Raw genomic sequence first — 19,754 nt, 5'->3', positions numbered from 1 at the left:
TCTAGCCGATCCCGAGTCCGATCCCGCGGTCGGTGAAGAAGGGGAGTGGGTCGAGAGCTATGGCGTCGACGCGCACCTCGAGGTGCAGGTGGCAGCCGGTGGAGGAGCCGGTGCTGCCCACTCCGGCGATCACCTGACCGGCCGTGACCCTCTGGCCGGCAGCCACGAGGGTGGCGTCGTCTGCGATGTGGGCATAACCGGTGGTCACCCCGTCGCCGTGGTCGATCAGCACCCAGTTGCCGTAGGTCCCGAACCGGCCCGTCTGGGCGACGACACCGTTGCTGGCGGCGTACACCGGGGAGCCGCACGCGGTGGCGAGGTCGGCACCCGAGTGGAACGGCAGAACGCCGGGTAACGGCAGCTCAGGTCGGGGGCCGAATCCGTCGGTAAGGCTTCCCACAGCAGGAGTGGCCCAACCCTGGTCACTCAGCCGGGCACCGAGGGTGCCGGCCAGCTGGCTGACCGCCTGAGTAGCGCGTTCCGCAGAGGCCTGGACGGAATCGGCCAGCGCCGCCTCGGCGTTCGTGATGGCGGTTGCGAAGGCCGCGGTGGCCTGGCTCAGCGACACCTCCGCGGTCGCGAGGGCGTCCTGCTGCTCGGTGACGGTGAAAGCCAGCGCCGCCGTCTGCGCGGTCGCGAGGTCAGCCTGCAGGGTGGCCGCACGTTGGCTGTCCCGATCGACAAGCGCTCGGATCTCGCTCATATTGCCCGCCAGCATTGAGATCCGGTCGACGGTTCCCAGGCGGGAGAGCAGGTCCGCCGAGCCCCGATCGCTGAGCAAGGCGTCCAGTGCCGCCGTGCCGGAGCCCTCTTGCACCATCGTTCGCACCAGGTTGGCCATCGTGCGCGTCGATACCTCTGCGCGAAGTGCGGCCGCGTCGGCCAACACCCGAACCTCCTCGAGCCTGGTGAGGGCGGCGGTCTTATCGGCCATCGTCGCCGCGAGATCGAGTCTTGCGGCGTCGTAGGCCGACTGGGCGTTGGCGCGGGCGCTCTCCGCTGCCGCGAGAGCGGATGCTGCGCGGGCGGCATCGAGCGAGGGAGCCGCCACCGCGGTGCTCAGGGGCCTCGTCGCGCGGCCGGGCGAGCGTGGGGCCGGAGACGACGGCCTTGTTGATGTCGAGGGGGTGTTTTCTGGGCTCGCGGGGGGCGTGACTGGAGACGTCGGGGGCGCGGAGTCGGTGGGCGGATCCGTGGGTTGGGGGGTTGGCTGCGGGGTCGGCGTAGGCTCCGCTGTCGGCTCCGGGGTGGGGGTGGGGGTCGGCTCCGGGCTCGTCGGGTCGCCCGGTGTGGCTGGGCTGGTCGGGCTGGGGCTGACCGGCGGCGGAGACGGCTCTGGAGTTGGTCCCGGATCCGAAGGCTGGTCGCTCGGTGTCTCCGTCGGTATCGGAGTCGACGTCGGGGCGCCTGGGGTGTCCGTGGGAGTGGGAGTGGGATTCTCGGTGGGCGTGGGCGTGGGCGTGGGCGTGGGCGTGGGCGTGTCGGTTGGCTGGGGTGCGACCGTGGTCACGGCCAGGGTGGACGCGGCGTCCGCTGCGGTCGGTGCGCCGGCCGTGAGAACCGTGGAGCCCAGCACGAGCAGACCCGCAATGGTCCCGGTTCGCAGTCGGCGTTTGTGCAGGGGGCGTGCGCGCACGACGCGATGCACACCGCGGCCGTGCGATGTCGTGGCCATGTAGGTTCTCAATCCCAAGCGGTAGAGAGTCGGCCGGTCAACCGGCAGTGGCGCAAGTATTTCACCGCCCCCCAACGGCCGCAACGCATCGGGCCAAACCCGTGGCTAGTGCGGCTGGCCGAGCTGGTTTGCACGGCCGAGCTGGTCCCGCGGTCCCGCTGTTCCCGGTAGTCCCGCTGGTCCTGCTCGTCCCGCCCCGCCAGGTGGGCGAGGACGTCGATCCCGCCGAGACTCCGCCGAGGTCATCAGGTAAAAGCGCTGATCGACGGGCCTGCGGGTGTCATGGAACTATCGTCGCGCCTGGCGATCAACGATGGACTGGACGTGATGGGACCTCCTGCTTCTCGCGTCAGAGGGCGTACTCGCTCTGAGCTACTGGCCTCAACTCACCCTGACCCGCAGGGGTGGTCCGAAACAGGCGATGAGGCGCATTTCAGGGGCGTCCGACAATCATGCCAAGATGGATTACACCGCACCCTTATGCCGTACCACGGCGCAAAATCCACCCAGCTAGAGCCCATACGAGATGGAGGATCTGATGCCGAAGACTCCCACCGTCTACGATGTCGCGGATCTCGCGGGGGTGTCGATCGCGACCGTGTCGCGGGTGTTCCGAAAGCCGCACAAGGTGTCGCAGGCGACCAAGGACCGCGTAGACGCAGCCGTCTTGAATTTGGGCTACGTGCCGAGCGGAAGCGCTCGGAGCCTGGCGGCGCGACGGGCCGGTGCGATCGGGCTGTGCTTCCCCGACTTCGACGGGATCGACGGCGGACCGGCGCCGATCGTCTATACCGATGGCAGGGTGATCGAGCACTTCGACCCGCCCGAGGACGTCGAGCCGAGCGGGGACCTCTACCTCAGCGAGGTCATGCTTGGCACGGAGATCGAGGCGTGGCGGCACGGCATGGCCGTGACTATCGCGGTGGCGCGTGGCGACGAGATCTTCGACAACCTTGCCGGTCGCGTCGATGGCATGATCACGCTCTCGCGGACGGTGCCCGAGCGGCTGCTTGCCCACATCGCCCGGCATATCCCGGTCGTGGTCATCGCCGGCACGCGCGCAGGGGACGACTACGACCACATCGGCACCGACAACGTAGCCGGCATGCAAGCGATGACCCAGCACATCGTCGGCGCCCACGGGGTCCGCGACCTGGCCTTCGTCGGAGGCCCGGCCGACTCCCCGGACGATCACGACCGCTTCGAGGGATTCCGCATGGGGCTGCAAGCAGAGGGGATCGAGCCACCGGCCGGGCCACTGCTGCGGGGTGACTTCACCCGGAGTCACGGTCGGATGCTCGGTCGTCGTCTGGTCGAGGCAGGTCGGGTCCCGCGGGCGCTCGTGTGCTCGAACGACCAGACCGCACTGGGAGTCCTCGACGCCCTGCTCGCCTCAGGACTGAGGGTGCCCGAGGACGTCATAGTCACCGGCTTCGACGGGATCGACGCCTCGCAGACGTCACAACCGCGGCTCACAACCGTCCGTCAACCCATGCGTGAGTTGGGTCGAGCGGCGGTGGACACCTTGCTGCGCAGACTGGGGGACCCCCTGATGCCACCGCAGACCGGAACCCTACCGGTCACGGTACTGCTGCGTGAGAGCTGTGGTTGCCTCGCCTGACCCAGGCCGGGCATCGTCACGTCCATCCCGTCGTCTGTTCGATCGGAAGTTGCGCGACGAGATGTATGCGCATACAGTATGAGGACAGCACTACTTGCCGACGTGATCCGCGTGGATGCGTAACGCTCGGCCGAGGTGACAAAGATGACACTAAGGGGAAGACATCCATGATCGATCGCACCCGTCGGACGCGTACGCGCCTGACTTCCGTCCTGGGGCTGGGGCTCGTCGCAGCCCTGGCTCTGAGCTCCTGTGCAGCTCCCGAACAGGGAACCGAGTCCGGAACGGCAGGGTCGAGCTCGCTCATGCTCGCCGCCGACAACGGATCGCCGACGTTCGTCAAGAACTTCAACCCATTCGTGATCGAGAAGCGAACCGCATCGACGATCATCAATGAACCCCTCATGGTCGTCAACGCTCTCGACGGCAAGTCAACGAACTTCCTGCAGACGAACTACACGCAGCCCGACGCCAAGACGATCGTCTCGGACATCCGCGAGGGCGTCACCTGGAGCGACGGCGAAGCATTCACCGCCGAGGACGTCGTCTTCACGTACAGCCTCCTCAAAGAGTTCCCGGCACTGGACAGCACCGGTGTCTGGTCGCGTCTTGAGTCCCTGAGCGCGGATGGCCAGACGGTCACCTTCGTCCTCCAGGCGGAGGACTCGTCCGCACCGATCACCATGCTCGCCGTGCCGATCGTCGCCGAGCACCTCTGGGCAGACGTGGCGGACCCGGTGACCTTCACCAACGATGACCCCATCGGAACCGGCCCCTACACTCTCGGCGACTTCAACGCGAACCAGTACAAGCTCGAGAAGAACCCGGACTACTGGCAGGCCGACAAGGTGGCCGCCGATGAACTCGTGCTCCCCGCCGCGAACTCGCAGCTGGACGTCGTCAACAACGGTTACGACTGGGCCTACGCGTTCATGTCGGATGTCGAGAACACCTGGGTCGCCGCCGACGAGGGCAACCAGTACTGGTTCCCCGCCGCTGGCACGGTTGCCATCGCGCCGAACCTCACCAAAGCGCCCTACAACGACCCGAACTTCCGCGAGGGCATGTCTCTCGCTCTCAAGCGCGACAGCATCGCCGACAACGCCTCAGAGGGCACGGTTGGTGCCGCCGGACAGCAGGGACTCCTGCTGCCGACACAGGCCGAGTGGCTCACCGACGCCATCCCCGACGAGGGCATGGTCACGCAGGACACCGACGCCGCTGAGGCGGCTTTCGCCAAGGCCGGATTCACGTCCAAGGGCGGAAAGCTCGTCGACGCGGACGGCGTGCAGGCCAAGATGACGATCACCACACCGAACGGCTGGACCGACTGGCTGCGCGCAGTGCAGGAGATCCAGAAACAGTATGTCGCGATCGGCATCGATGTGAAGATCAACCAGCCGCAGCCCGCCGCTTACTTCCAGGCGGTGCAGAACGGTGATTTCGATGTCGCGATGACGTCCTTCGGCGGCAACGGCTCGGTCTACCAGGGCTACTACAACCTGCTGAGCTCCGATTTCCTCCAGCCGATCGGCACCACGGCTCCGTCGAACTACCAGCGGTACTCCAACCCTGAGGTCGACAGGATGCTCACCGAGTTCCGCACGACCGTAGACGCGGACCGCCAGAAGGAGCTCGCCGGGGAACTCCAGGAGGTCATGTACAACGACCTCCCGGTCATCTCCGTCTACTACGCGGGCCTCTGGGGTCTCGTCTCCGACAAGAGCTTCACCGGCTGGCCCGACGCCGACAATCCCTACATGACGCCAACTCCGTACACCTCGGCAGCGCTCGTCGTCCTGACCACCATCACGAAGGCGAACGGCTAAGAGGTTCTCCTGCAGAACCGCTACAGGCTGAGCGAGGTGCCTCTGACACCTCGGGCACCTCGCTCAGCCCCGCTGTGCCCCCAACCTCCTATCGAAGGCGAGTAACCCGTGTGGTACCCCCTGCGCAAGCTTGGCTTGCTGCTCCTGACCGCGTGGGCCGCGATCACCCTGAACTTCCTGCTGCCGCGGCTCATGCCCGGCACGCCTGCTGACGCGGCCATCGCGAAGCTGGCACAGAACGGCCCTGTGGATCCAGCGACCCGAGCAGCCATCGAGGCTCAGCTCGGCGTCCCGACCGGCGACGTGTGGTCGCAATACGCTCAGTACCTCGGCAACGTGTCCCGCCTCGACTTCGGGGTCTCGTACACGTTCTTCCCGCAGAGCGTTTCCTCCCTCGTCTTGAACGCGCTCCCGTGGACACTTGTCATGGTCGGTCTCGTGACCATCGTGGCGTTCGTGCTCGGGACTCTGCTCGGTGTGCTCGCCGCCTGGAAGCGCGGCACCTGGCTGGACACGCTCCCCACGCTCGGCGGAACGTTCACCTCGGCCTTTCCATACTTCTGGACCGCCCTTCTGCTCGTCTTCTTCCTCGGCTACACGCTCAAGTGGTTCCCGACCTCGGGTGCGTATGGCCTCGAAGCGACCCCCAACCTCAGCCTCGCCTTCATCGGCGACGCGCTCGGCCACGCCTGGCTGCCCGCCGTGACGATCCTCGTCACCTCCGTCGGCGGCTGGATACTCGGGATGCGCAACAACATGATCAATACCCTCGGCGACGACTACGTCACCTTCGCCGAAGCGAACGGTCTGCGCACCCATACCGTCGCCATCAAGTACGCCGCCCGCAACGCGATCCTGCCGAACCTCACCGGCTTCGGCCTGGCGCTCGGTGGTGTGGTGGGTGGCTCGCTGCTCGTCGAGCAGGTCTTCAACTACCCCGGTGTGGGCTACTTGCTCTTCAACGCGGTCACGAACCAGGACTTCCCGCTCATGCAGGCGCTGTTCCTCATGATCACGATCAGTATTCTGCTCGCGAACTTCTTGGTCGACATCTTGTACGGACTATTGGATCCGAGGACCCGACGATGACTTCTCTAGTGAATCTCCCTGAACCCACGGGCTCGACCCCGCCCCATCAGGCCGCGCGCGGTGCCGGCCCCGTCCTCCCCAAGCAGCACGGACCGGCCTCGCCCTTGCGGGTCTTCACGCGCGGCGCCTCGACGATCTGGAGCAACAAGAAGGCCCGCATCGGCGTGGTCCTGCTCCTCGCCTTCGTGGCTCTGGCCATCTTCGCGCCGCTCATCGCGCCCTACGGCGCGAGCGAGAACGGCTTCGGACGCAACCAATCTCCATCCCCGAGCCACTGGTTCGGTACCACGGCTGCCGGCGAGGACGTGCTCTCGCAGGTTATCTTCGGTGCCCGGATTTCGGTGCTCGTCGGCTTCATCGCCGGGTTTCTCTCCACGCTCATCGCCGTCGTCGTGGGCCTGTCATGGGGCTATATCCGTGGCCCGCTCGCCGACATCATCAACTTCATCGTCAACCTCGTGCTCGTCATCCCGGGGCTACCGCTCATGATCGTCATCGCGGCCTACCTGCAGAACGGCGGCATGACGATGATCATCTTCGTCGTTGTGCTCACCGGTTGGGCATATGGGGCCCGCGTGCTCCGATCGCAGACACAGTCCATCCGCGGTCGTGACTTCATCACCGCGGCGCAGTTCGCCGGAGACGGCGCGGCCCGCATCGTCTTCCAAGAGATCCTGCCGAACATGACCTCGCTCATCACCGGCAGCTTCTTCGGTGCGGCGACGTCGGCGATCCTCGCGGAGTCTGGCCTGTCCTTCCTGGGGATCGGTGACACGACGACCGTGAGCTGGGGATCCATGCTCTTCTGGGCGTCGAATTCAAACGCCCTGCTCACCGGTCAGTGGGTGCTGTTGTTCGCACCCGGCCTGTGCATCGCACTGATCGCCACGTCGCTCACTCTTATCAACTTCGGGGTGGACGGCCTGTCCAACCCCCGCCTACGGGAAGGAACCGGACGATGAGCCTGCTCGAGGTCAACAATCTGTCGGTCATCTATGAACCGCGCGGTGCGGAGCCGACTTATGCGGTCAAGAGCGCTTCTTTCTCCCTGGAACGGGGCGAGTTCGTCGGCCTGGTGGGAGAGTCCGGCTCCGGAAAATCAACCCTGGGCTTCGCGGTGACCCGCCTCGCCAAGGCGCCGGCGCGCATCTCACAGGGAACGATCCTTTTCGATGGGCGCGATATCGCGAACATGGATGACGAGGAGCTGCGCAAGCAGCGCCAGGGCGGTTTCGCGATGGTGTTGCAGTCGGGCATGAACGCGCTCAACCCGGTGCGCTCGATTCGCAAGCATTTTGGTGACATTTTCGCCGCGCACGGCCACGTGCCCGCAAGCAAGCGGCTCGCGCGAGCCTACGACCTCGTCGAGAAGGTCGAGCTACCCCGCGATGTGCTCGACCGCTTCCCCGGCGAGCTTTCCGGCGGGATGCGACAACGCGTCTCGATCGCTCTCGCCCTGTCTCTCGAGCCTCAGCTCATGGTCTTCGATGAGCCGACCACCGCTCTCGACGTGCTCGTGCAGCACGCCGTCATGGGCACAATCCGGGAGCTGCAGAAGTCTGAGAACTTTACCGCGCTGCTGATCAGTCACGACCTCGGCATCGTGCTGGAGTCGACGACACGGGTCATGGTCATGAGCGAGGGCGTCATCGTTGAGGATGGTACGTCGCAGCAGATCCTGCACGCACCGCAGCACGAGTACACACAGATGTTGCTCGGCCACTATGCCGACCCCCGCGCGGAGGTCGTCCAGGTGCCCGGGCTCGTCGTGCGCGGCTCGACGATCTCGACCACCGGGCTCGATGGCGTCCCCAACGCTGTCTCGCCGATGACGGGCGAGTTGGTGACAAGTGCGCCCTCCGGGCCCGCCCGGCGCCGACCGGGGCGACCCGAGGCGGCGGCGATCGTGGTCGACGACGTCACCAAGGTCTATCCGCGGCCGCGCCGCGGTAGCGACCCGGTCACTGCCGTGGACCACGTCTCCTTCACCCTCGACCGGGGCCAGTCCATGGCCCTGGTCGGCGCGAGCGGCTCGGGAAAGTCCACCCTGGCCAAGCTCATCACCGGCGTCGAACGTCCGACATCGGGCACGATCCATTTTGGTGAGACCAGGGTCGATACGCTACGGGGCAAGGGGCTGCGGGGGCTACGCCAGGAGGTGCAGATGGTCTTCCAAGACCCGTACTCCGCGCTCAACCCACTGCACACCGTCGAGTACGCGCTCATGCGCCCCGTCCTCAACTACACCGGACTGCGCGGTGCCGAGGCGCGCACCCGCGTGCTCGAGCTCCTCGATACCGTGGGTCTGACGCCCGTCGAGCAGTTCGCGGCGAAGCTCCCGCATCAGCTCTCCGGCGGACAGCGTCAGCGCGTGGTCATCGCCCGCGCGCTCGCTTGCGACCCGCAGGTGATCATCGCGGATGAGCCCGTTTCGATGCTCGACGTGTCGTTGCGCGCTGGTGTTCTCGCGCTCCTTGATGGACTGCGGGTCACGTTCGGCGTTTCGATGCTCTACATCACCCATGACCTCCTCTCCGCCCGGCTGGTGACTGACCAGATCATGGTCCTCAATCAAGGCCGCGTGGTGGAGTCCGGACAGACCGCCCAGGTGCTTCGGTTCCCCCAGGACCCCTACACGATGGAGCTGCTCGAGGCGATTCCGCAGCCACACCGCGCGGGAGCCGGGCGATGACCGGCGCCGGGCGCACTGCGCACACCACGTGCTGACTGCACCAATCCACACAAGACCAAGCGAGGCAAACATGCTGCACTTCCCCGAAGGATTCCGCTGGGGATCCGCGACCGCCGCTCACCAGATCGAGGGCAACAACGTCAGCTCCGACTGGTGGCGTCGCGAGCACCTCGTGGACTCCACGATCGCCGAGCCGAGCCTTGATGCCTGCGATAGCTACCACCGCTTCCGCGAGGACATGCAGGCGCTCGTCGATGCGGGCCTGGGTATGTATCGCTTTTCGATCGAGTGGGCTCGCATCGAGCCCCAGAAAGGCTTCGTCTCTCAGGCGGAGCTCGCCCACTACCGCCGCATGGTCCTGACGGCCATTGAGCTCGGCCTCAAGCCGATGATCACGCTGCACCATTTCACCATTCCGCAGTGGTTCGAGGACGAAGGTGGGTGGCGTGCGCCCGACGCCGTCGAGCGATTCGCTTTTTACACGCGGACCGTGCTCCCCGTCCTTGAGGGCGTGGAGTGGGTGTGCACCATCAACGAGCCGAACATGGTCGCGATGATGGCCGGAGGCGACGGTCTAGGTACGACCTTGCAAGCTTTCGGACAGCCCGGACCCGACGTCAGCGTCGCCCGGACCCTGCTCGCGGCCCACCGCGCCTGCCGAGCGGTGCTCGCGGAGGCAGGCGATTTTCGCACTGGCTGGACGGTCGCCACACAGGACTTTCAGCCTGAGCCAGGCTGCGAGGAGATCGCCCGTGAGTATGGCTACGACCGTGACGCCTGGTACCTCGAGATGGCTGCCGGCGACGACTGGGTCGGCGTGCAGGCCTACACCCGCACCAAGATCGGTCCCGAGGGGCCGCTCCCGATAGCCGACGACGCCGAGAGGACCCTTACCGGCTGGGAGTTCTACCCGCGAGCCCTCGAGGACGGTATCCGCCTGTCCCACGAGATGGCACCGGGGGTGCCCGTCTTCGTCACCGAGAATGGCATCGCTACCGACGATGACACCCGCCGGGTGGCCTATCTGCAGGGCGCGCTCGAGGGACTGCACCGGGCGATCACCGACGGGATCCAGGTGGAGGGCTACCTGTACTGGAGCTTGCTCGACAACTACGAGTGGGGTTCCTACGGCCCGACCTTCGGGCTCGTGAGTGTGGACCGCTCCACCTTCGTGCGGACCGTCAAACCCAGCGCTCATTGGCTCGGCAACGTGGCGATGGCCAACGCTCTCGCCGTCTGAGCTTTCCCGCCCGCACCATCCCGCTCGACCCGCCGCACCCCACCCACTTGCAGCTGCCTGCCTTGAGGAATATTCGTGACCACGCACACCGTCCACCCATCCACTGCCGATCCTGCTGCAGCAGCCACAGACCTGCCGGCCGAGCGTGGCCAGAGGAGAGTCGCGCCGACGGCGGCGTTGCTTGAAGCGGGGACCACTCGCATCGAGCTGTCAGCCGCCGGCGACGTGCGTGCCATCACGTACGGGGAGTCGATGTTGGTCAACCAGTATCTGCCGAGCGAGCATGACGCCATGGTCGGCGGCGTGTTCTTGCGCCGCCACGGCCTGGACGCCTCGGGTGCTCGCATCGTCGAGGGGGTGCCGCTCGTCGGTGGACGCTCGGCCGGTGACTTCGCTGAGGCGCCCGGCTGCGTGCGCTGGTCAGGCCAGGCCCTCGGGGCGAGCTACGTGGTGACTCTCACTCTTGACCCGCACGGTGACGTCTGGGTGTGGCGGGTGGACCTCGCGACCGCTGAGCCCGGCGCGGCGGGCTCCATCTACGACGTCGTCTTCGCCCAGGACCTGGCCCTCGTGCCGTTCTCGACGGCCGTCAACAACGAGCCGTACGTGAGCCAGTACGTCGTGCACCACGTGCTCGACGACGCCCGCGCCGGAGCCGTGGTCGCGAGCCGGCAGACCATGGCGACTGCGCCCGTGCTGCCTCTGGCGGTGACCGCTCTCGTCGAAGGAGCTCGCGCCTACCTCACCGACGGATTCTCGTTCTATGGGCTCGACGCGAAGATCGATGGCCGCGCTCACAGCCTGGGTGTGCCCGACTGGGACTCGCTCATCTATCAGTACGAGTTCGCCTTCCCGGTGCTACTCGGTCCCGAGTTCGATCTCACCGCTCCGCGCACCGTGCACGCCGTGACGGCCGTGGTCGCGGACTACCGCGGAGAGCTCGCCGACGCCCTCGACGAGGTGCCTGGACTGTTCGATCGCGCGCTCGCGCTGGGGCTGGGCAGCGCGCCCTCAGCACTGCACGACGGAGTGAGCTCCGTCACAGTGCATACCGCTCCTGCTGCCGGGCCGCACGCGTCGTCCCGCTCCCTGTTGGTATCGGCCCCGCTCTTGGCCGGCCTCGACCTCTCCGACGCCGAGCTCACCGAGCTCGGGACCGTGTCGGCGAACTCCGACGCGTCGTCCCGGGTCCTCCAGCCCGAGCGCGACGATGCCGGGAACCTGCTGTCCTTCTTCACGCCCGAGGCCACCCACGTCGTCAGCCGTGCAAAGGAACTCGCGGTTGAGCGACCCCACGGGCACGTCCTCAAGGCCGGCACCGACGTTAGCCCGAACGACAACATCCTCTCCGCGACGGCCTACGCCTACGGGGTCTTCGCCTCCCACGTCGTCGTCGGGAACACGACCGCCAACCGTTTCGTCTCCGTCCAACGCAACCACCTCAACCTGCTGCGTTCCTCAGGGGTGCGGGCACTCGTTCGAATAGGTGACCGGTGGCAGCTGCTCGGAGTGCCCTCCGCCCTCGTCCTCGACCTCGGCGGGGTCCGTTGGATCTACGCGACCGAGGACGGTCGCATCGACGTGCGCACGACGGCGAGCCATGACGCCCGTGCCATCGAGATCCGCATCGACTCCGAGCAGCCGATCGACATCATCCTCACCGTGGATGTCGAGCTCGGCGGGCAGTCGTGGACCGCAAGCCGGGCCCTCAACGGCCGCGCGATCGTCTACGCTGCGGACGCCGGGACCGACGTCGCCGAGCACTGCCCTGATCTCGTCTACGTACTCGCCAGTGAGGCCGGGCGCTTCGGTGACGACACGGTGCTCTTCCCCGACGGCCGCTCCCATGGCACGAACCTGACGACTGTCGCTTTCGACGCAACGACCTCGGCCTCGCTTGTGCTCTCCGGTGACCTCGACGGCGCCGCGGACGCCCTCGCCCACGCCGAGGCGGTGCTCAACAACCCACTCGACGTCTCCGCCGAGCTCGCAGCGCACCGCGGTTACATCGCCGACTACACGCGCAACCTACGGGTCGAGGGCGACGGCCGCCTCACCGAGATCAACCTCCTGCTGCCGTGGTTCACGCAGAACGCGCTGGTTCACTTCCTCGTCCCGCACGGTCTCGAACAATACTCCGGCGCGGCCTGGGGCACCCGTGACGTCTGCCAGGGACCGCTCGAGCTCAACCTCGCCTTCGGCCACTTCGACGCGGCGCGGGACATCGTCCGCCGGGTGTTCGCCCAGCAGTCCCCGGACGGGACCCTGCCGCAATGGTTCATGTTCGACGCCTACCGCGAGCGGTACTCCGACGAGGCCCACGGCGACGTCGTCGTCTGGCCCTTGATGGCGCTGGGGGAGTACCTGGCTGCGACCGGCGATACGACGATCCTCGACGTCACGGTGCCGTACTGGGACGGCGAGCTGCGCCGCCCGGGCAGCGTGGCTGCGCCCCTCACCGACCATGTGCGCGCCTCCCTGAACTACATCCGCAGCCACCGCGCCCCTGGGACTGACCTGCTCTCGTACGGTGAGGGCGACTGGGATGACACCCTCCAGCCCGCACAGGCCTCAATGAGCCGTGAGATGGCCTCCGCCTGGACCGTCGCCCTTCTGTTTCAGGCGGTCAGCACCCTCGGCGGCCAGCTTCGGGGGACCGCGCACGACTCGCTCGCCACCGACCTCATGTCCGAGGCGTCGACGATAGCGGCTGAATTCGCTGAGCGTCTCATCATCGACGATGTGCTCGCCGGCTACGTCGTCTTCACCCCCGAGGGCCCGCGGCCCGTGCTGCACCCCAGCGACGACCGGACGGGGCTTTCCTACCGGCTCATCCCCATGACCCGGTCGATCATCGCCGGACTGTTCACCCCCGAGCAAGCAGTGCGCCACGAGAGTCTCGTCGAGGAGCACCTGCACTTCCCCGACGGCGTCCGCCTCATGGACCGGCCCGCGCCCTTCCACGAAGGCCAGACGCGATTCTTCCGTCGTGGTGAGCAAGCGGCGAACTTCGGCCGTGAAGTCGGGCTCATGTACACCCATGCCCACATCCGCTACACGCAGGCCCTCGCGACGCTGGGCCGAGAGCGGCTCGTCACGGAGCTGTTGAGAATCAGCCCAGTCGGCCAGTTCGAGCGACTGAGCACGAGCATGCCGCGCCAGCGAAACTGCTACTACTCCTCCTCCGACGCAGCCTTCACCGACCGCTACGACGCCGCCGCGAATTTCGACCGGTTGCGAGATGGCACCGTCGGGGTCAAGGGCGGATGGCGCGTCTACTCCAGTGGCCCGGGTATCTACCTTCGCCAGCTGGTGCAGGGAGCGCTCGGCCTCGTCGAGCGAGCCGGCGCGGTGGTCATAGACCCGGTCCTCGCTCTCGAGGACGACGGCCTCACGATCGCCATCGACCTTGCCGGCGAGCGTCGCACGGTGCGCTTCCACGTCGAGCCCGGCAGCGGGGATGTCCGCGTGATGGCCGACGGCGCGCCCCTCACCGGGGTCAAGACGACGGCGCACTACCGCCAGGGCGGCCTGTCCGTCTCGTTCGCGGACCTCGTCGGAATCTCGGTCCTCGACGTTCACGTCGGCGTTGACCGCAGCACACTTGAGGCCTGACCATGGAGGAACATCTGATGACATCGCCGGCGGACAACCCCACCCCATCGCTCTCGGCGGGCGAAGAGCAATTGGCGCAGGCCTCCACGGGCCTGGTTGACACCGAGACCTACATCGACCCGGAGCTCGTCGCGCTGTGCCGGGAGTCCGCCGCTGACGGGACTGTCCTGCTCCGCAACGACGGCACCCTCCCTCTGCGCGGGGGGTCGCGCATTGCGCTCTTCGGGCGGGTCCAGATCGACTACTTCTCGGTCGGGTACGGGTCGGGCGGGGACGTCAACGCTCCGTACTCCTGGAACCTTCTGGACGCACTGCGCGACGGCGGCCAGGTCACCGTCGACGCAGATCTCGCCGCGTCCTACACGCGCTGGTGCGCGGAGAACCCACCCGACGAGGGCACCTGGGGGAATTGGCCGCGCTACTTCGAGGAGATGCCCCTCGAAGGCGAGGCCGTTCGAGCCGCCGCAACCCGGACGGACGTCGCCATCGTCGTCCTGGGGCGTGCCGCCGGGGAAGCGCGAGAGAACACCCTGACCCAGGGCAGTTATTACCTCACGGACGCGGAGAAGAGCCTGCTGGACGCGGTCACCTCAGCGTTCACGCACACCGTCGTGGTGCTCGATTGCGGCAACGTCATCGATCTCGCCTGGCTGGACCAGTACGGCGAGGCGATCTCCTCGGTGCTCTACGCCTGGCAGGGCGGCATGGAGGGCGCGCGGGCCATCGCGGACGTCCTGACCGGCGTGCAGGTGCCCGGAGGGCGACTCACCGACACCATCGCGCGTTCCTACGCCGACTACCCGAGCGCACCGAACTTCGGCGGGCTCGAGCATAACGACTACGCGGAGGACATCTACGTCGGCTACCGGTACTTCGAAACCTTCGCGCCCGACGCCGTCCTCTTTCCCTTTGGGTTCGGTCTCGGGTACTCGAGACTCGATGTGGTGGCCACGGCCCACGTCAACGACGAGGAGGTCACGGTCACCGCGCGCGTGAGCAACGTCGGGACGGAGCATCCCGGCGCTGAGGTCGTCCAGGTGTACGTCCAAGCGCCGGACGGCGAGCTCGGCAAGCCTGCCCGCACGCTGGCATCCTTCGCGAAGTCGCGACGACTGGACCCGGGCGAGAGCGAGTCGTTGCACCTGGCGTTCCCGATCGCCTCTCTGGCCTCTTACGACGATTCCGGGGCAACCGGCCATCGGTCCGCCTACGTCCTCGAGGCCGGTCAATACACGGTGTTCGCCGGCACCGACGTGCGCGCGGCGACCCAGATCGCCTCGTTCACGCTCAGCGAGCTGCGCGTCGTCGAACAGCTGACCGAGGCGTGCGCACCCGCCGCCGCTCACCCCTTCCAACGGATGATTCTCGACCGCGACGACGCCGGTCGCGCCGTCGTCGGGTGGCAGGATGTCCCCACGCGGGAGGTCTCCCGCCGCGAACGGCTCCAGGCACGCACGGTTCCGGCGCTGGAGCAGACCGGAAGCCAGGCCGTCACTCTGGCCGATGTCGCTGAAGGGGCAGCGACGCTCGACGAGTTCGTGGCCCAGCTCTCCCACGAGGACCTGGAAGCGCTCACCCGAGGTGACGTAGTCATGGACAGCCCGCTCGGGACGCCCGGGAACGCCGGCGTGTTCGGCGGCATCACCGCGTCGCTACGAGCGAAGGGCGTGCCTCCCATCACGACGACGGACGGCCCCTCCGGCATCCGGCTGGCGGCCTACGCTGCGCTCCTGCCCTGCGGAGCGGCACTCGCCTCAACCTGGAACACCCCGCTCGTGCGTCGACTCGCGGCGCACCACGGCGAGGAGATGGTCCGCAAGGGCACCCACGTGCTACTCAGCCCGGGAATGAACATTCACCGTGACCCCCTGTGCGGGCGCAACTTCGAGTACTTCTCCGAGGACCCGCTGGTCACCGGCCTTATCGCGGCCGCAGTCGTGGCTGGCGTCCAGGAAGCGGGAGTAGCGGCCTGCCCCAAGCACTTTGCGTGCAACAACCAGGAAACCAACCGGAACCTCAACGACTCGAGGGTCTCGGAACGGGCTCTGCGGGAGATCTATCTGCGCGGGTTTCAGATCTGCCTCGCCCAGGCGCGCCCGCACACCCTCATGACGTCGTACAACAAAATCAACGGCGCATGGTCGCACTACAACGACGAGTTGTGCACGACGATCCTGCGGGAGGAATGGGGATTTGAGGGAACGGTGATCACCGATTGGTGGATGCAGCGCGCCGTCGACCCGGATTTCCCGGCGGTGGCTGACGACGCTTACCGGGTCCGCGCGCAGGTCGACGTCTTTATGCCTGGCGGATGGTTCGACCACGTCAGCGGCGGCTTCGACGCCTCGGCGGCATCGTCTCTGCTCGATTCCCTCGCTCGCCCAGACGGCATCACACTCGGCGAGGTCCAGCGCACCGCCCGAACCGTCCTCCAGCTCGTCCTGGCGCTGCCCGCGCTGAGCAAGGAGATCCTCAGGAACTCGGCGGCGGGGAGCCAGCCCTAGGTACGAGCATCGGCGTAGACCTTCCCTTTGCCCCTCAAGCCGGCCCTTCCGCATCAACCAGTGCCGGAGCGGCGTCGGATGAGAACAACGACGACCACCCGGCCGGGCGGAGTGCCGGCGGGTTGTGGATAACTCTTTTCAGGCCGTGCGCCTGGCTCAGTCCGTGTCGAGGTGCTCGTGCAGAAAGGCCGACACCGCACCGCGCATCGCCGCATCGAGGATGCCGATGGAGTGCAGGCTGCCCGGCACCGTGACGAGCTGGTTGACGATGCCGAGGGCGTTGAGCTCCGCGGCGAAGCCGGTGGACTGGCTCAGCGGAATGAACTCGTCAGTGGACGACCCGACGAAGACGGGCGGGTCGGTGCGATCCAGCGACCTGACGGCCGACGCGTCCCGGGCCGCCCGACAGTCCAGCAGCGATTCGCAGTCCAGGTAGTCGAGCACGATCTGCTCAAGCCCAGAGGAGCCGCCGGCCACCACGATGCCGTCGTAGCTCAGGTCGACGGGCCCGGAGAGCTCGGCAACAGCCGCGACCCGGCTGCCGTCGGTAAGCGATCCAGTGCCGCGGGCACCGAGCAGCGTGGCCAGGTTGCCGCCCGCCGAACCGCCGAAGGCACCGATTCGGGCGGGGTCGATGCCGTAGTGCTCGGCATTTGCGCGCATCCACTCGACGGCGCGGCCCAGGTCTTCAATGGCAGCCGGAAAACTCACCGCCGGCACCAGCCTGTAGTTCACCGAGTACGCCACGAACCCCTCGGAGGCGAGCCATTCGCAGACATTGCGCCAGTCGCTGTTGCCTTTGTCGCCGCGAGCCCAGCTGCCGCCGTGGATGGAGAGCACCGCCGGCCGGAGGGTGGCTTGAGAGGGCGTCTCGGTGTCCGTGCCCGGTTCCATCGCGCCAGCGGTGGCCGGATCCGCGGATGCGTCGTCGGCGGGAGCCGCCGTCGACTCGGGCTCAGCGGACGGATCGGGTGCGGCCGTTTGGCCGGCCGCCGCGTCCCCGGTGCCGCTGTCCACGTCAGCGGTTGACCCGGCATCCGCTTCTGGCGGCGAGCAGACGTCGAGGGTGAGCTGGGTGCCGTCCGGCTGGGTGGCGTAGACGACGTCCTCATCGATCACGGCGTCCCCGGGCGCGGTGAAGGTGCGGATGCCCACGATCGCCGTGGTGTCGACCTCGCTCGCGGTTCCGCCGGCCTGTGCGGGCGCCACCGGGCGCAGGTTCCAATGCAGGCCGCCGAGCAAGGCGGTGGCCACGACGGCCATGCCGCCGGCATAGGCGACGAAGAGAACGAGAAAGCGTCGGGAGCCGAGTCCGATGATGCGGCGACCGTTACTCACGGATGCTCCTGAAATGTGCTGGGTGCGGGTGCTTTCGAGAATAGATCGGTCGGGCCCGGCTCGCTAATCGGCGGGCGTCAAAACGCCGGCCGGGCGCGTCGCAGAGCGGCCCGACGGCGGCCTCAGCGGGGCGTCAGGCCTTCGCGGGGACGTCGCGGGTAATCCCCGGGCTCAGAGCGGCGAGCATCCGGGTGACGTCGAGGGCCGCCGCGCTGGCCGCGACGATGGCTTCCGCACCCAGTTCACGGTGCTCATGGATCGCCTCGGTCATGGCGGCTGCGGCATCCTCGGCCGCCCGCAGGGCGTCGAGACTCGGTTCCCCGGTGTCCCATTCATTGACCAGGGCGGCCGTCGCCCGCACCGCCGCACTCAGCGCCGGTCGCAGCGCGGCCGGCAGCTCCACGGGCACCGGTGTACCCCAGGCCGCCCCAGCGAGCACGTCGGTGAGGTCGCGCACATAGAAGGTCGCGTTCTCGAGCGCCGCCAGGTCGTCATAGTCGGTGCTGAGATCGTGCGGCCGGATGCGCGCCCGCGGGTTGATCCGGCGGCTCTCGTCGGCCTCCGCCAACGCGCGACGCACGGCGGTGCTGGTGCTCGCCAACGTGGCGCCCTGCTTGGACCATTCGCCCTCCTCGGGCGGCCAGCTCGCCTCGAGGGCGTCGGCAACCGAACCCAGGTGCAATCCGAGCGCACGCCGCAACCTGGACAATTCCTTCACCGCGGCAGTCACCCGCAGCGGGGGTGCGACGAGGAGGTTCACCGCCAGCCCGACAACGATGCCCAGGGTCATCTGCGAGACGTATCCGATCGAATAGCCGTCGGCGTTCGGACCGCCGACGATCAGCACGAACAGACCCGCGATCGGCACGTACTCCCGTCCGGCGCCCAGCTGGCGGATGCCGCCGAACAGCATGCCGATCCCCACCACGAGCGACACCGTCAGCACGCTGGGTTCGCTGAAGATGATCACCGCGGCCGCCAGAGCGATGCCGATCACCAGCCCGGCAAGGGTCTGCATAGCGTTCTTGATCGACCCCATCAGGGTCGGAAAGCTGGCCACGATGACACCGAGCGGCGCGTAGTAGGGGTAATCGTTGGCGACGCCGGGCATCAGGGGGGCGAGCTTCCAGGCGATCGCCACCGCAACGGCCGTCTTCACGGCCTGCAGCAGGCGGGGATGTGCCACGGCGGTCTTCACCAGGCCACCGGCGGCACGTGGGGAGAGATCGGGAGTGCGCATCGAACGAGTCTGCACGATTCCCGGCTTCCCGCCCAATCGCGGCTGGCCCCGCGGGCCCAGAGGTTTCGGCGCCATCGGCATAGAATCGCGGCATCACCTGGGCCTGTCCCCGCGGGGAGAGCTCGAAAAGGAGGCGTCGTGAAGATCGCGATAGCGGGAGGAACCGGCACCGTCGGGCGTCACGTCACCGACCTGGTCAGCCGTCTTGGGCACCAGCCTGTCGTCCTCGCCCGGTCGACCGGAATCGACCTCGTGACCGGAGACAGGCTCTCCTCGGTGCTCGACGGTGTTGACGGGGTCATCGATGTGGTCAATACCTCCACGCTGTCTGCTAAAGCGTCCACCCGCTTCTTCGGCACGGCCACGGCCACTCTGCTCAGGGCAGAGGCCGCCGCCGGGGTGCGGCACCACGTCACCCTCTCGATCGTGAATGCCGACACGGTCTCCGCCGGGTACTACGCGGGCAAGGTCGTCCAGGAGGAGGCGGTGAAACGCGGCGCCGTGCCGTGGACCATGCTCAGGGCCACGCAGTTCCATGAGTTCGCGGCCCAGACCCTCGGGCGAGGCTCGCGCGGCATCCTCACCCTGGTGCCCGTCATGCGGACCCAGCCCGTCGCGGCGCGGGAGGTTGCCCAGCGGCTCGTCGAGCTTGTGGTGGGCCCGCCGCGCGGGCAGGTGCCCGATCTCGGCGGCCCACGGGAGGAACGCCTTGTCGACATGGTGCGCGACTACGCCCGAGTCACGCGCACTCACGCCCGCATCGTGCAATTCAAGCTCCCAGGCCGAATGGGCACCGCGATGCGAGACGGCACCCTGTTGCCGGCCCCCAACACCGAACGAGGTGCCGAGTCCTTCGCACAGTGGCTCGACGGCATCGCGCACCCAAAGCCCGCCGGCTAGCAACCGTGACT

Annotated in this window: 12 protein-coding genes; 9 read left to right on the top strand and 3 right to left on the bottom strand. The window is 67.5% G+C overall.

What is annotated here, in order from left to right; all coding sequences use genetic code 11:
- Position 1 precedes the first annotated feature (1 nt).
- A complete protein-coding gene (locus B7495_RS15485; protein ID WP_088457367.1) occupies positions 2-1,051 on the bottom strand; it encodes a M23 family metallopeptidase in 1,050 nt (349 codons plus the stop codon).
- A 1,162-nt stretch (positions 1,052-2,213) separates the two neighbouring features.
- On the opposite strand from B7495_RS15485, the gene B7495_RS15475 reads away from it, so the two are divergent.
- From B7495_RS15475 to B7495_RS15440, 8 genes are all read left to right on the top strand, one after another.
- Positions 2,214-3,296: a LacI family DNA-binding transcriptional regulator gene (locus B7495_RS15475; protein WP_088458133.1), complete on the top strand. Its 1,083-nt coding sequence runs from the start codon at positions 2,214-2,216 to the stop codon at positions 3,294-3,296.
- Between the two features lie 167 nt (positions 3,297-3,463).
- Positions 3,464-5,125 (top strand): ABC transporter substrate-binding protein, encoded by a 1,662-nt coding sequence (locus B7495_RS15470; protein WP_088457366.1) that lies wholly within the window; start codon positions 3,464-3,466, stop codon positions 5,123-5,125.
- A 108-nt stretch (positions 5,126-5,233) separates the two neighbouring features.
- Complete coding sequence (locus B7495_RS15465; RefSeq protein WP_088457365.1) at positions 5,234-6,214, top strand: ABC transporter permease; 981 nt, start codon at positions 5,234-5,236, stop codon at positions 6,212-6,214.
- Complete coding sequence (locus B7495_RS15460) at positions 6,211-7,176, top strand: ABC transporter permease (RefSeq protein WP_205748685.1); 966 nt, start codon at positions 6,211-6,213, stop codon at positions 7,174-7,176. Before B7495_RS15465 ends, B7495_RS15460 begins: the two co-directional genes overlap by 4 nt.
- On the top strand, positions 7,173-8,906 hold the full coding sequence (locus B7495_RS15455) for an ABC transporter ATP-binding protein (protein ID WP_088457364.1): 1,734 nt from the start codon (positions 7,173-7,175) through the stop codon (positions 8,904-8,906). The genes B7495_RS15460 and B7495_RS15455 overlap by 4 nt, the downstream gene beginning before the upstream one ends.
- Before the next feature lie 70 nt (positions 8,907-8,976).
- The gene (locus tag B7495_RS15450) at positions 8,977-10,146 is read left to right on the top strand and encodes a glycoside hydrolase family 1 protein (protein ID WP_088457363.1); all 1,170 of its coding nucleotides are present in this window, start codon (positions 8,977-8,979) and stop codon (positions 10,144-10,146) included.
- Positions 10,147-10,221: 75 nt separating this feature from the next.
- Positions 10,222-13,761 carry a hypothetical protein gene (locus B7495_RS15445; protein WP_151199594.1) on the top strand — a complete coding sequence of 1,180 codons (3,540 nt, stop codon included), beginning with the start codon at positions 10,222-10,224 and terminating at the stop codon, positions 13,759-13,761.
- Positions 13,762-13,778: 17 nt separating this feature from the next.
- Positions 13,779-16,265, top strand: a complete 2,487-nt coding sequence (locus B7495_RS15440; RefSeq protein ID WP_088458131.1) for a glycoside hydrolase family 3 C-terminal domain-containing protein — start codon at positions 13,779-13,781, stop codon at positions 16,263-16,265.
- A gap of 156 nt (positions 16,266-16,421) precedes the next feature.
- Here the strand turns inward: B7495_RS15440 and B7495_RS15435 are convergent, their stop codons facing one another.
- Both B7495_RS15435 and B7495_RS15430 read right to left on the bottom strand, forming a co-directional pair.
- Positions 16,422-17,603 carry an alpha/beta hydrolase gene (locus B7495_RS15435; protein ID WP_088457361.1) on the bottom strand — a complete coding sequence of 394 codons (1,182 nt, stop codon included), beginning with the start codon at positions 17,601-17,603 and terminating at the stop codon, positions 16,422-16,424.
- 133 nt (positions 17,604-17,736) lie between these two features.
- A complete protein-coding gene (locus B7495_RS15430; RefSeq protein ID WP_088457360.1) occupies positions 17,737-18,843 on the bottom strand; it encodes an aromatic acid exporter family protein in 1,107 nt (368 codons plus the stop codon).
- A gap of 138 nt (positions 18,844-18,981) precedes the next feature.
- Between B7495_RS15430 and B7495_RS15425 the strand changes: the two genes are divergently transcribed.
- Positions 18,982-19,743: an SDR family oxidoreductase gene (locus B7495_RS15425; protein ID WP_088457359.1), complete on the top strand. Its 762-nt coding sequence runs from the start codon at positions 18,982-18,984 to the stop codon at positions 19,741-19,743.
- Positions 19,744-19,754 lie beyond the last annotated feature (11 nt).

This window comes from Cryobacterium sp. LW097, assembly GCF_002205495.2.
In the GTDB taxonomy this organism is placed as follows: Bacteria; Actinomycetota; Actinomycetes; order Actinomycetales; family Microbacteriaceae; genus Cryobacterium; species Cryobacterium zongtaii.
The sequence above is the reverse complement of the archived record's forward strand: the minus strand, read 5'-3'. Positions and strand labels throughout refer to the sequence as shown.